The 12,138-nt window shown below is 41.8% G+C and carries 23 protein-coding genes; 1 reads left to right on the forward strand and 22 read right to left on the reverse strand.

The annotated features are described in order from the left end of the window. The 4 genes from QUB30_RS34045 to QUB30_RS31720 all read right to left on the reverse strand — a co-directional run. A partial coding sequence (locus QUB30_RS34045; protein ID WP_445300574.1) for an HNH endonuclease occupies nucleotides 1–165 on the reverse strand: 165 nt, incomplete at its 3' end. Next, nucleotides 155–490, reverse strand: a complete 336-nt coding sequence (locus tag QUB30_RS31710) for a hypothetical protein (RefSeq protein WP_333342014.1) — start codon at nucleotides 488–490, stop codon at nucleotides 155–157. The genes QUB30_RS34045 and QUB30_RS31710, both read right to left, overlap by 11 nt. Before the next feature lie 34 nt (nucleotides 491–524). Continuing rightward, the gene (locus QUB30_RS31715; protein WP_333342016.1) at nucleotides 525–857 is read right to left on the reverse strand and encodes a hypothetical protein; all 333 of its coding nucleotides are present in this window, start codon (nucleotides 855–857) and stop codon (nucleotides 525–527) included. A 128-nt stretch (nucleotides 858–985) separates the two neighbouring features. Then, nucleotides 986–1,360, reverse strand: coding sequence for a hypothetical protein (locus QUB30_RS31720; RefSeq protein WP_333342018.1), 375 nt, complete (start codon nucleotides 1,358–1,360; stop codon nucleotides 986–988). Between the two features lie 352 nt (nucleotides 1,361–1,712). Here QUB30_RS31720 and QUB30_RS31725 point away from each other — a divergent pair, with 352 nt between their 5' ends. Next, entirely contained in the window at nucleotides 1,713–2,231 is a 519-nt protein-coding gene (locus tag QUB30_RS31725) for a hypothetical protein (protein WP_333342020.1), read from the forward strand. A gap of 83 nt (nucleotides 2,232–2,314) precedes the next feature. Here the strand turns inward: QUB30_RS31725 and QUB30_RS31730 are convergent, their stop codons facing one another. The 18 genes from QUB30_RS31730 to QUB30_RS31815 form a co-directional block, all read right to left on the reverse strand. Next, nucleotides 2,315–2,611 (reverse strand): hypothetical protein, encoded by a 297-nt coding sequence (locus tag QUB30_RS31730; RefSeq protein ID WP_333342022.1) that lies wholly within the window; start codon nucleotides 2,609–2,611, stop codon nucleotides 2,315–2,317. 10 nt (nucleotides 2,612–2,621) lie between these two features. Next, nucleotides 2,622–3,104: a DUF1822 family protein gene (locus QUB30_RS31735; RefSeq protein WP_333342024.1), complete on the reverse strand. Its 483-nt coding sequence runs from the start codon at nucleotides 3,102–3,104 to the stop codon at nucleotides 2,622–2,624. Between the two features lie 38 nt (nucleotides 3,105–3,142). After that, nucleotides 3,143–3,949 carry a hypothetical protein gene (locus QUB30_RS31740; protein ID WP_333342026.1) on the reverse strand — a complete coding sequence of 269 codons (807 nt, stop codon included), beginning with the start codon at nucleotides 3,947–3,949 and terminating at the stop codon, nucleotides 3,143–3,145. 100 nt (nucleotides 3,950–4,049) lie between these two features. Then, nucleotides 4,050–4,640 (reverse strand): hypothetical protein, encoded by a 591-nt coding sequence (locus QUB30_RS31745; protein ID WP_333342028.1) that lies wholly within the window; start codon nucleotides 4,638–4,640, stop codon nucleotides 4,050–4,052. 80 nt (nucleotides 4,641–4,720) lie between these two features. After that, the gene (locus tag QUB30_RS31750) at nucleotides 4,721–5,071 is read right to left on the reverse strand and encodes a DUF3846 domain-containing protein (RefSeq protein WP_333342030.1); all 351 of its coding nucleotides are present in this window, start codon (nucleotides 5,069–5,071) and stop codon (nucleotides 4,721–4,723) included. A gap of 27 nt (nucleotides 5,072–5,098) precedes the next feature. Beyond that, the gene (locus tag QUB30_RS31755; protein WP_333342032.1) at nucleotides 5,099–5,482 is read right to left on the reverse strand and encodes a hypothetical protein; all 384 of its coding nucleotides are present in this window, start codon (nucleotides 5,480–5,482) and stop codon (nucleotides 5,099–5,101) included. A gap of 35 nt (nucleotides 5,483–5,517) precedes the next feature. Next, nucleotides 5,518–5,718, reverse strand: coding sequence for a hypothetical protein (locus QUB30_RS31760; protein ID WP_333342033.1), 201 nt, complete (start codon nucleotides 5,716–5,718; stop codon nucleotides 5,518–5,520). 56 nt (nucleotides 5,719–5,774) lie between these two features. Then, nucleotides 5,775–6,338, reverse strand: a complete 564-nt coding sequence (locus tag QUB30_RS31765; RefSeq protein WP_333342035.1) for a hypothetical protein — start codon at nucleotides 6,336–6,338, stop codon at nucleotides 5,775–5,777. Nucleotides 6,339–6,376: 38 nt separating this feature from the next. Further along, the gene (locus tag QUB30_RS31770; RefSeq protein WP_333342036.1) at nucleotides 6,377–6,667 is read right to left on the reverse strand and encodes a hypothetical protein; all 291 of its coding nucleotides are present in this window, start codon (nucleotides 6,665–6,667) and stop codon (nucleotides 6,377–6,379) included. 53 nt (nucleotides 6,668–6,720) lie between these two features. Then, entirely contained in the window at nucleotides 6,721–7,284 is a 564-nt protein-coding gene (locus QUB30_RS31775; RefSeq protein WP_333342037.1) for a hypothetical protein, read from the reverse strand. 117 nt (nucleotides 7,285–7,401) lie between these two features. Beyond that, nucleotides 7,402–8,073: an MT-A70 family methyltransferase gene (locus QUB30_RS31780; RefSeq protein WP_333342039.1), complete on the reverse strand. Its 672-nt coding sequence runs from the start codon at nucleotides 8,071–8,073 to the stop codon at nucleotides 7,402–7,404. Nucleotide 8,074: 1 nt separating this feature from the next. Next, the gene (locus QUB30_RS31785) at nucleotides 8,075–8,461 is read right to left on the reverse strand and encodes a hypothetical protein (protein WP_333342040.1); all 387 of its coding nucleotides are present in this window, start codon (nucleotides 8,459–8,461) and stop codon (nucleotides 8,075–8,077) included. A 5-nt stretch (nucleotides 8,462–8,466) separates the two neighbouring features. Further along, nucleotides 8,467–8,694, reverse strand: a complete 228-nt coding sequence (locus tag QUB30_RS31790) for a hypothetical protein (protein WP_333342042.1) — start codon at nucleotides 8,692–8,694, stop codon at nucleotides 8,467–8,469. Nucleotides 8,695–8,783: 89 nt separating this feature from the next. After that, complete coding sequence (locus QUB30_RS31795; RefSeq protein WP_333342044.1) at nucleotides 8,784–9,146, reverse strand: hypothetical protein; 363 nt, start codon at nucleotides 9,144–9,146, stop codon at nucleotides 8,784–8,786. A gap of 175 nt (nucleotides 9,147–9,321) precedes the next feature. Then, a complete protein-coding gene (locus QUB30_RS31800; protein WP_333342046.1) occupies nucleotides 9,322–9,693 on the reverse strand; it encodes a hypothetical protein in 372 nt (123 codons plus the stop codon). A gap of 80 nt (nucleotides 9,694–9,773) precedes the next feature. Then, nucleotides 9,774–10,187, reverse strand: coding sequence for a DUF6876 family protein (locus tag QUB30_RS31805; RefSeq protein WP_333342048.1), 414 nt, complete (start codon nucleotides 10,185–10,187; stop codon nucleotides 9,774–9,776). Between the two features lie 58 nt (nucleotides 10,188–10,245). After that, a complete protein-coding gene (locus QUB30_RS31810; protein ID WP_333342050.1) occupies nucleotides 10,246–10,548 on the reverse strand; it encodes a hypothetical protein in 303 nt (100 codons plus the stop codon). An 81-nt stretch (nucleotides 10,549–10,629) separates the two neighbouring features. Beyond that, the coding region (locus tag QUB30_RS31815; RefSeq protein WP_333342051.1) for an AAA family ATPase at nucleotides 10,630–12,138 on the reverse strand (1,509 nt) is incomplete at its 5' end.

Here is a 12,138-nt window from a genome sequence, read left to right on the forward strand (position 1 = left end):
ATGGTATCGTCCGTGAACAGAAGGACTAGAACAAATCACCAGGTTTTCTGGCGAGTTATTAGATATGTCCTCGTCCAAGTGATGAACAACTTCACCGGGTCTGAGCTTACGATCGATGGTTTGTTCCGCCACCACCCGATGCAGATATACTGTTTTATAGGTCATAGGTTTTCTCGTTGAAGTAAACGGGAAATACGGCTAGCACTTTGCTGAAATCGAAAGGTTCGACTTCGGTTTGCTGACGGATTTCTTCAAGCCAAACAACATCGAGGGCAAATATTCCAGCAATTCTGGATATCAGCCAGTCATACTCACTCGATCGCACATCCACTCGATTATTTTCTATTTTTGAGAGCAGGCAGCGGTCGATCGTCAGAAAAATGTCTGACGGTACAATCAGCAATTTACACAAGTCTTTCTGGCTAAAACCGTGCTGTTGTCGAGCATTCTTAAGGGTTCTGCCTAGCGTTATCAGGCTATGGTCGTACATGATAAGAATCTGGGAGCGACCCAGAAATACGCTCTTAACTTGGAAGTGTTAAAACACCAAATTGGGTATTTGCTAACTCAAGAACTTTCTGAATTAACTCATCTCTTTTGGCATCAAATTCTGCATGAGGCATTTTGACATACCGATAAACGTCGGAACTTGACCATCGGCTTTCAGCATCGTCGTAGGCTTGATCTCCACTCATTACCACAATTTCAATTGAGGTAGTTTTCGGCCATCTAGTAATTTGTAGATGATACTCGCTCCAATCATCGTGACTATGAAGCAGGCAACTTTGTTTGGTATATTGGATTGATTTACCATCTTTGCTTTGCCAAGTGCCATGTTCTGTCTCAAATGCTGTCATTATTTAATCCTCCATCTCATACCCTCACAGCGAAGCAAAATCTTACTTTTTACTAGAAACATTACTAGAAACAAATAACAGAAACATTCCTAGAAACATTACTAGAAACGGGAAACAAGAAACAGTTATTATACAGACCACCAATTTAAAGTCTGAATCAATTGGGTAGCTTTGTTAACTACCTGAGTGACGATCGATTTAGTAATAACCTGAGTATTTGATAAACCTAAATCAGAAACAGCGTCAAGACAAGCACTTTCCCAAGCACTTTCCTTGGTTTGAAAGAGTTTGATTGGAATTAAGCCGATCGTCACATACTTTTGTCGAGAGAAGCAAATCAATTTCTGGGGATTGCCCGTTAAAAATTGGGGGGCAACGACTTCATGCTTGACCTCACAAGGTAAAAGCTCACCGTCACAGAGCCATGAAGCTTCTTCAATTACAGTACAGATTCTGAGTTTGTTTTCGACTTCAGGAGGGATTGAAAAATCTGGGTTGTGCATAAATACGAACTGCTAAATCACTACTTAAGGGCGAAGCTAATATGTTCGCTAAGTAAAGAATAGCGTTAAAATAGAATAATATTGAGTTTCAAAGTGAGGAAATATGGGTGAAGCAAAACGGAGACGGGGAAAAGCAGTAGGATTTGGGTTTAAACCTGAGTCTGAAAGTTTAATTATTGGATGCTATCTTGCTCCAGCAGTGATAAGCGATCGACATACAGTTTACTTAGGAATCAGAAGAAAGAACTCTGACATAGTAAGCAGTAAACCGTTGTCAGTTCATACCAAGGTAACAGATGCTTTCCAAGTTCTGACAGACTGTAACGAACTCTTGAAAAAATGCTCTTTTTCAATGAACCAATCAGATGAAATAATTTTTAACTTATTCAAGGAAATGCTACTGTCTGAGTACGGAAATCATAGTGAGGAAGGCGATCGATATCAAGTATCAGGGAACATAGATGCTTTCTATGCCTGGATGAACCAAGGCAACTACCGAGATAAGAATAATCCACCGCCAGGGGTGACAATTACCCATTTAACATCGGTAGTTAGGAAACGCTACAGAGTTTTTAGCACTCCGATGAAAGAAGAATCAGCTAAATTCTATGGAAATCCCGAAGATAACTCGGTATTTCATGTAGGCGAAAGCTTCGATAGTCCCATTGCCGGAACCCAAAACGAAATGTTTATCTGGGAAAGCTATGTAACCGCAGCATTTTTCGCTGATTACCTTAATGACCATGATCAAGATTCCCTGAGCGCTGAAGATGCCCAGAGACTGACTCATGAGGTGCAAGATTTCATGAATCAGGAGCGATCCTCTTCGAGGGCTTCGCTAACGCCGGGAGTTATATTACAACGCGCTTGACGGGACGGGGCGCTACTCCCGTCACTGCGCTGGTGAGTTATACCTTGGGTATACTTCGGCTATACCCAAGGCACGAGGTTTCATTACCAATTCATCATCCTGCAAACAGATTGCCAATCCCGATCGATTTCTTCAGCAGTGAGATGGGCGACGGCACCCGCCAAGGAAGCTGTAGTGCCAAGATAAACGCCCTCTCTGTCGAATCGGAATTTATCTTCAAGTTGACATTCAGCTTGTCCGTAGCTTGCGGGGCGGAACGCCATCGCTCCCGCAAAATCATCCTGTTCTGGCGGGGGGCAGTTAACTATCCAAACCGATTGAGGTCGATCAGGCTTGGGCTTCCCTGCCAGAGACATCATCAAAGTTTTTAAAGTTGCCATTGTTCTCTCCTTAAACAGTTTGTAATTGAATAGCTTCCAAATAGTCAGATAAGCGGTCAAATGGCTGAAGGTTGGTAACGGAAATTTCGACAGTATCGCCGTGGATGTCGGCAGCCGGGAGAAAGCCCAAAAGTTTGACCTTTTCTACTGACCCCGGTAATTCAACAAAGATATAAGCAATGCGATCGTCTTGGGCTGGAACAATAATTCGTGTTTCTCCTTCATCAATTCGGCAGCATTGAATTTTTCCGATTCCGGGCAACATTACGTCAGCCAATTCTAAAGCTGATTCAATTCCCACAGTCCAATCATCATCTTTATCTATCAGGGTTTCAAAGTTCATCCGCCCTAGAAGATAATTCACTGCCCACACTGTCATTGTATTGTAGAAAATTTTCAGCCCATGTTGTAGGTTTGCTTGTTCTGAGGCATAACCTAAAGCTAAATTGTAGACTTGCTGGTCGATCGGCAATTCCGTTAAATTGTCTTTCATTTTCTGTGATTTAGAAATCACAGTCTAAATGCGAAGCATTAACCTGACGCAATTAATTTTTCTAATTCTTCTTCAAACCAAGGAAGTAAACTATGATAAATGCTTTGACTCGCCAATCTGGATTTAATGTTTTTGACAAATTTGGCTCCATATATTTCCTTTTGATGAGCCAACGAAACATCATAATAAGTTTGAGCGTAAGTAAATTGTAAGATTCGGACTCTTCTTAACTTTTCGGCTGTGAGAATCTGAACCAAATAGTCGATCGAATCATTTAGCGTTTTTCTGTTACCTTTAGCCCAATTCCGATCGTGAATTTGAGAAAAGAAAACATAGACGTATCCTCCAGCTAGATACCATTTTGTGTTTGGGTACACGCTATGTATGTAATCAAGAAGTTTTTCACAAGCTAATTCCAAAGTATCTATTTTATTCTCAATGCGAATCTGTCGATGTGAAATAAGATACCACCCTACATTATCAGTAATTAGAGTCTTATTCAAAATTTCAGCAACTGCATCTTTTGCAGCGACCTTTACTTTTGGATTGATCGAGTTCCAGTTATCTCTCAAAAACTGAACTATCAAATCAAAACCAGGCTCACCATATCGACACGCTTCAGACATAGCACCAATTTGTGATGCTATATTACCTGATGCTAAACGGTTCCTGACACCGAATAAACCTCCGAGCACCGCAGTATCAGTATCGATCGGATCTAAGACTTGATTGCCGAGTACCGCATCATATTCTCTAGGATTTGATTCGTCTAACATTCTTCTTACCTGTTTGTCTAGTTGTGGAAAATGGGTTATACTGAACTTACTTCTGTTTTGTTGCTTCACAAACCATCCCGGATGAAGAAACAGACAACAAAACAGTGAGATACAGAACTAAAAAGCGGTAGGAACTTAGGCAACTAGCGCTTTTTCATTGGGATTAGAATTAGACTAGCTGACTGACGATCGACCGAACCTGTGTTGAATTTAAGGCAACTAAATCATCAGCATTAATCAGAGAAAGAATGACGAACAAACCCCGTAATTCTTTCCCAGTTTTGGTGAGATAGCTCAAGTTATCGTTAGAGTTTTTGTTGGCAAATATCACAGCACTCCGATCGATAAATTCGTTGTCAATTCGATCGACATCAGCAACGTGAGTTCCAATCAATTCCAGTATGTTAAGTCTGAACTGAGAAGATTTGCGAATATCAAAACCTCTAGGCGACACCAAAATGTAATAGGTGTAGCTATCCTTGCCAATCGTATATTTCACTTTGGGTCTACCACCTGCTGTTTCTGTCGGAACTGCTTCAATCTCAACCCCGCCAGTTTGTAAACCTAAAATGATTTGATTGACATATTCTGCTGATATATTACCTAGTTGAGCGCCAATTTCTTCGGGCAACAAAGGCGGAGATTTCTTCAGAAGGTTGTAGACACTTCTGGCAGTGTACAATCCGGGCCAGGGCAATGAGTCTCGCCCAGATATTTCGATCGCATACTGGACTATTCGACGATACAGATTGTTATCCATGATTCTTGACCGTTGATGTTGAATTGACTCCGAAATGACTCATGCCCTGGTTCTCGTTCTAGACAGGGCATGATTGGTTGCTAGCGAGGCTGTAAGGAATAGATTTTGCTTTCTTTTTTGATAATTTCTAGCTGTTTCTGAGTCAAAAGGCAGAAATCTTCAATTTGGATATTCTGTGCCACAATGAAAAGCTGTCCATGAAGAATAGTCCCATTAGGAAGAACTAAAGTTGGTTGACAACCTTTAAGCAAGAATTCGTCATCACACAGAATAGCGATCGACGAGTCAGAATAGCACTGATAAACCGCTTCCAAAAATGCTTCTTTACCTGGAATTCCTACAAGCTTTTGAATTTCATGCAGTTTTGGCATTTCAGTTGCTTGTACTTCTTGAATTCCTGTTGAATTGATTAAAGCGTAAAATCGTGACATCTTGGCTCCAGTAAACGACGTAGAAAATCAATCAATATCCCATAGCGAAGCACTAAAATTGTGTTCGGGCTGGACTGGTTTTGGGTACAATTTTAGTTCTTCTTTGACAATTTTGGCTTGACGCACGTTAAGTAAGCACAAATCGTCTGGGGATTCATTAGTTGCGAGAATTAGTACCTGACCACAAACCATATCGCCATTTTGTGTCAGACAAGTTGGCTGAAGTTCTTTCGATACGACATCAGCGTCACAAAGCATGACGATCGAAGTATCGGAAAAACTCAACTCTTTTACTATCGCTGGCATTGTTTCAATACCCATCACTTCTTGAATTTCTTCAGAGGTCAACATTTCAGGAGTGGTGTAAACTTCAACCTCTTGATCAAGTGTGACTAAAATGTAGTAAGGCATTGGTTTGAACTGGAAGCGATCCAGTTATTACGCTATTACTGAATTGGAATTCCAAGCAATACTTTGGCAGTTTCAGTATCTTCAGGCAAAACGTAAAGAGTAAATCTGCCTTGATAAACGTAAAACTCTAGCTGATGAGTCATTTTTTTGATAGTAGAAACAACTTTATGATGCTCATTCAACGGAAAATCAGCTACTTTGTGCAACCCGGCAATATTTATCTCAGGTGAAACCATTTTTAGAACTGGGAGCGACCCAGTATTACGCTATATCAACATCTGAAGGCAAAGCATTAACGACGTTTGAAAATGTAGACTTTTTCATCTAACATCCGCCGATAAATTCCCTCTGTCGAATAGAACCAATCTCGGATAATTTCTTCGATATTGAGATGCTTCCAGCTAAGATTGTTGCGTTTTAACTGTGAATCAAAGGCTTCTTTGGTAAGAATTTCTTTGACAAAATCTTCAGTGCGATCGAAACAACCTCTGTAATCTTCTTGAAAGTTTTTCAAGATTTGTGATTCTTGCCGATGCTCGTAGAAGGAGAAATAAACAGAAAATGGTTTGCCATATTTGATAATTCCTTTGCCTACTTGCGCGATAAACACTGTTGGCATTTCTGGTTTCATTAGAAACTCAACGCTGTTGAAGTTCTGAAATGAAGTAATTTGGACAGAGCCATTAAGGGAAGTCTGAATGTAGTCAATATTTTGCTGCATTTCAGAAGCGTTGATAGCATCAATCCAAGTACCCTGAAAAGAACCCTCTTGTTGAAGATAAATTCGTGGTACATCAGATTGCTCATTAGTTGGGAAAGGCAAATTGGTTAACGAGTCAGAAGAATTGGATTGCATGGTATTTGTTAACTGGGAGCGACCCAGTTATTTCGCTATTATTTGTTGGATATATTGGCAAGTTCGATCGCTCTACAGAAATTACTAACTGCTTCGAGATGTTCTTCTAAAACGTAGACTCTAAAAGCACCTTGTTTCCAGAGCGCATCATGGTCAAAAGAATGAAACTTTATCAGGTATTGAAATTTGCTATTTTTCAATGCAGTTTCGATCGATTCATGCTGATGTGCTAAGAAGTCACTCACAATAATGAAGCCGTTTTCAGCAGTCTCTGGCAATTCATTGGATTCTGATTCTGTCGTTGTGCAGTCGTTATGAACGGTTGTCATGATGATATTTTGAGAGAACAAATCAATGCCTTTATGCGAAGCAAAACACTAAATTACCAGGTAATCTCTTCCAAATAATGATCACCTGTTTCAGCTCTTAAACTCTCAATCCAGCTTTGAGGAACGTTAAGCTGTTTCAAACAGAGGATTTGTTGTTCAATGCAGTCCAATTCTTCCTCCCTGCTATTGTCAACAAATTTATCACCAACAGATCGACGGAGGATGTGATGATTTTCATGAACAAAAATGCTGGCTAACCATTCAACATCACGACTAAATGTTTGTTCAGCAATGAGTATTTCATTCTTCCAATAAGCAGCACCCGATAAAGTAGCACTACTTATGCAATGAGTATACTCTTGAATTAAGCTGAAATACTCTGGACAATAACGAGCTAAAAGTTCGAGAGCTTCGATTACTTTTGCTGCAAAATCATCGGTAAACTGTACCGGATTTGTGATTTTAATTCCGTAACTTTTCTCGTAACTTTCCTCGTAACTTTCATGTTGACTTTCTTCGTAACTTTGATCGGGGACAGTATCAGTGGAATCGTAGGAATTGTAAGTTGGATCGGATGCGATCGAAGTAATTCCAAAAACTAAATTAAACCAGCTCATTTTGTGACTGGGAGCGACCCAGTAAATACGCTTACAGGACAAATCAATATCCTTAAGCGAAGCAATAACAAAATGACTTAACCCTAGTAATTTCCATAAAAAACTAGGGTTGAGTTATCAAACTAAAGCATTAGGCAAGTTAGCCTCAGCACCCCAGGCATCCCAATTAGGCCGTTGTTCCCGAGCAAAAAGTTCAATCCTCGACGGATGCGATAACTTGCCCAACCTCTCGCAATTCTCCAGTTTTTCAGCGAGTTGATCGGCGATTCCCCAAAACTGTTTCGGCTTCTGTGAATGCTCTCTACGGGGAGCTTTGATGAGGTTGTTAATGGTGGTCAAACCATGAGTGGTAAAACTCCCCGGTGCACCTTTAGTGGCGACCAGAAAATGCTCGGTGCAATTCCTGCCGTAGTGACCTAATCCAGCATGAGGTCTGCCGTCCTTGGTGACTTTTTCCCAGGTGAAAGTCGATCGATGAGTAAATCCCCAGCGGTCGAGACACCGGAACCCCAGCGCTTGATGGTTGTTTGTTACCCATAGCAGCAGATAAGAGTCATCGCTGGCAATCGCACTTATCGGCATATTCAGAATTTCGTCATCGGTCATGGATGGGTAGCTGCAACGGCCCCGGTGAGTCTTGTCTGTTTCCCTGAGTGTGAACTGCCACGGCGGGTCAGCAACAATCAGTCTGTATTCTTGATGCGGAATTGGTGGAAGGTTGGGTAAGAGATGAAGTGCGATCGATAGTTTCAGTTGTCCTACTGTGTCATCAGTTTTATAAGTTTTCATCCTAATTTCTCCTTTCTTTGGAGGTTTGCTGTTGCTGTTGCGCTTTCTCTTCTGCCAATCGTTGTTCAGCGTAGTCTTTGTTGATAAGTAATCCGCGATAGAAAAGTTCCTGTGCTTGTTTAATTTTCACAGAATTCTTCTCTATGGTTTGAGCTATCAAATACTTGAGAATTTCGACCGAACTTTGACCATCTAATCCCGTAACATTTTGAACAAGTTGAGAACCAATGGCAATATATGCTAAGTCAAAATCTGTTGCGCCTGCTAGAACTTTAACCGCAAATTGTTCCAAACTCCAGTTATTCGATCGAGCCGTTTCAAAGACTTTATCAACCTCTTTTTGAATTCTTGCAGCTTCGTCTATTACTTCTTCTGTGTGATGCCCCATGATTTTCACTCCAATTTTTTAACTTCTGAAACTTTGATGCTTCGTAAAGCGCAGCCGTATATCTCGATATAGATATAGGTAATGATTTGACCTTCAGTAATCGAATCTTGAGCTGTTTTACGATTAAACAAGAAGAACATACCCCACCAAGTTAAAATCATTGGCGGTTCCTGCAAAACTTCTGCTGTCAGATTTTTTTGATCAATGACTTCTAGGATGACAATGTGTTTCATGTTGTTGATGATTTGAGAGGAAAACAGTTTCTATTGACGGTTTTCCTCAAACCTTAAAAGCGAAGCGCTAATTTAACTATGACTTTAAATTAATCTTTTAAAATTTCAGCCAAAGTTGCCCGTTGTGCGCCATCAATTTCAAGGTCTTTTATCTGATTCGTAGCTTGCGGGCGCGTAGCGCATCGCATCAATATCAATCGCAGAGGTAGATTATTGTTGCGAAGTTGATGATAAATCCCAGCTACACATTCAAGGAGTTTGTCATCGGTGGAATAGTGACAGCCCATTGCTACTTTAGGGCTTGTTAATTGATCTAACAAATCAAAATTTGGATTAGCGATCGTCCCCTTCAAAGCTTCATGATTTTCCCGGCTATAGCCAGGAATTTGGCTCAAATCTGGGTCTACTTTCCAGGGACAATTAGCGCATTGTTTGGTTTGTGTGAGTGGCATGATTAGTATTTGACTGAAATAACTCGATGCGCTACGCGCCCGCAAGCTACGAATTCGTCTCTGGTAATTTTTGGAGAATGAGCAAAACTCATTCCACAGTGTCGGCATTGGAAATGTTTAACATAGCCTAACTGACCTAGAAACATGAGCTGACCGCTACAGATTTTGCAAGGCTTCATGAAACTTTCCCCCGTTTAGCTTTGAAGTTTAAGGCATTATTGATTACTAAACCTTGATTTATTAAATCAACTGCCCACTGAGCGATCGAAGCATCTTTTTTGAGGGTTCCATTAGTTAAAAATCGCAAAAATTGCAACATTTCGTCTCCCTGAAAATTTGTACTGTGGCGAATCATGAGACTAGCGATCGCCACATAAGCTGCTTTTTCTTGCACTGCATTTACCCAAATCTCAATTGCAAAATCTAAATTTTTTACCTTTTTACTGATTGCTTCAGTAAAAATTTTGTTAACTTCTATTTGCAAGGCTTCCAATTGCTTTTGCTTTTCTTGGAGTGTGATTTCAGGAATTGTTTGGCTGTCAGTCATTTGATTTGCTCCGATGTAAGTTAGGTGATTGAGTGTCTGTCCAGTTTCCTGTGTTGGAGAACTGGACAGATTCTTAAGGCTTAATTTTCCTGTGGCAACAGAAGAATTTTCTCTTGTACATAAAGCTTGATTTCTGGCAACGGAAAATCAGTAATTGGTATCTGTTGAATAATCGCAGGTTTAGTTTCGGGGGTTGGTGAATCTTCCCAACAAGTCAATACCGCAGCATTACTTCCTCTGGGCTTAATAAACTCATGTGCATTTCCGACATGAAGGAACCAAAGTTGAAACTCTGTTAAACGGTGAATTCGGTTAGCTCTGGGCTGATGAGAGCCGATCGCATCAATCAACCAGTAGCATTCAGCATTCTCAGCTAAGTATTTGACTCCATCGGTGTACTGAATTCCAAGCCAATGTTTGAAATATTGCTCAGTTCCACAGAAATGTTGCAAATTCTTCGACAGTGTTTCAGCATCCATTTTAACTTTTGACATAATCTGACTCACAAACTCAAAACATCACTTCCTTACAGCGAAGCATTACACGACTATTTCAATGTTCTGAACCTTTATTTTCAAATGTTTCAGTTAATTTGTCATCAATAGCAAAAGCAATAATTCCGATCGCATCTCTAATCGCTGTTTCATCTCCCTGCTTAGAACGCAAAAGTAGTAAAGGAATTCTGCTTTTATCAGGAAATACCTCATTAATCAAAATCAAAGCATTTTCGTTACCAGCGAGGGCGGTTGACCAAATCACTGAGGCAAACGCCCAACTATTTATTACTTCTTTTCTGCCTTCATCAGTATCGATCGTTTCCAAGCTTGATAAAGGATGAACAAAATGGGGTTCCATATTTTGCCTCAATTTATGTGAACAATTCCTAAATCAAAAAGCGAAGCATTTGTAACCTTTGGCTTCGCTTTCTGATAATGATTAATTTTCGTCAACCTCAAGAGGTGAGAGATGAGAGTAGGAACTCACAGGTGTTTCAGTACGATCGGTAATGCTGGCGGATTTAGCGCCCGATCGAATTGCCCAAGTTTTCAGCTCGTCAATTTGACCTTGAGCAATCCGCGCTAACGGGACGCAGCCAGTAATCGCTATGGTCAAGTCTCGCTCTGTGAATTCGCGTCCAGCACTGAAGCCGTTTTGCATCGCGTCGTAGATAACTTGCTCAATCTCCGCACCAGAGAAACTTTTTGACTGCTCTGCCAGTAGCTTCAAGTCGAAATTCCCTAGCTTGACTCGATCGGGTCGGACGCGAGTGAGGTGAACTTGAAAAATTTGCTCCCGCTCTGTGAGGTTCGGCAGGTCAACCCAGAAAATTTCATCGATCCGTCCCTTGCGGATCAACTCGGCGGGGAGGACTTCGGCGCGGTTCGCAGTCATCACCACAAACACTGGCGCGGTCTTTTCTTGCATCCATGTCAGGAGCGCGCCGAATACCCGCTGACTTGTCCCTGAATCTCCATCCATGCCAGACGTGATGTTGGCGAACGCTTTGTCTATTTCGTCTAGGAATAAAATCACCGGTGCGATCGCCTCGGCTAACTTAATGACGTGTCTGATGCGGTTCTCGCTTTCGCCGACCATGCTCCCGAACACGCGCCCGACATCGAGGCGCAGCAGAGGCAATTTCCATTCAGCAGCAATGGTTTTGGCTAAGAGACTTTTGCCTGTTCCCTGAATGCCGGCGAGTAACACACCTTTGGGGTTGGGCAAACCATACTCGCGGGCTTGGTCACTGAAAGAGTGCGATCGAACCTTCACCCATTGCTTGAGATTTTCGAGTCCGCCGATCGACTCCAGACCTGATTGAACCGGGATAAATTCGAGGATGCCTGTCTCTCGGATGGTTTGGCGCTTTTCCTCGATGACCGCAGCTAGGGCCCGAATATCAACTTTTCCAAGAACTAAGCACTTGGCAAGGACGCGGGAGATCCGGCACCGAGTCAGCCCCTGGCAAGCCTTTGTTAGCTGTTGCCTTTGTTCCGGGTTCAGTTTTATATTCTTGCCAACCAGTCGATCGATCAACTTCGATATCTCGTCGATGCCTGGTAAGGAGACATCTACCACCGTAATTTCTTCGCGCAGTTCTTGAGGAATTCGGAGTTGGTCGGAGAGAATGACGAGACAGCGACGGTCACGGGCGATGGTCACTGCCAAATTTTTCAGTTCCCGGACGATCGCTAGTTGGTTACTTGCTATCTGCCCATTCGCACCCGGTGCAATCAAAGTCGCAATGTCTTTCATGACGAACAAAGTGACTTGTTCCATTGCCGGCGCTTTGCTGATCCGCTCCAAGGCTTGCATCGGATTTCCCTTGGATGTACCCGAATCTGTCCAACCTCTGGCAAAATCCCAAAAGTAGATTTGCCCTTCCTTAGCTTTTGCTATATCACACAAAATTTCTTCGGCGGTTTCCTCTTCTGGGCTTACTAC

The organism is Microcoleus sp. BROC3 (assembly GCF_036702515.1).
GTDB lineage: Bacteria > Cyanobacteriota > Cyanobacteriia > Cyanobacteriales > Microcoleaceae > Microcoleus.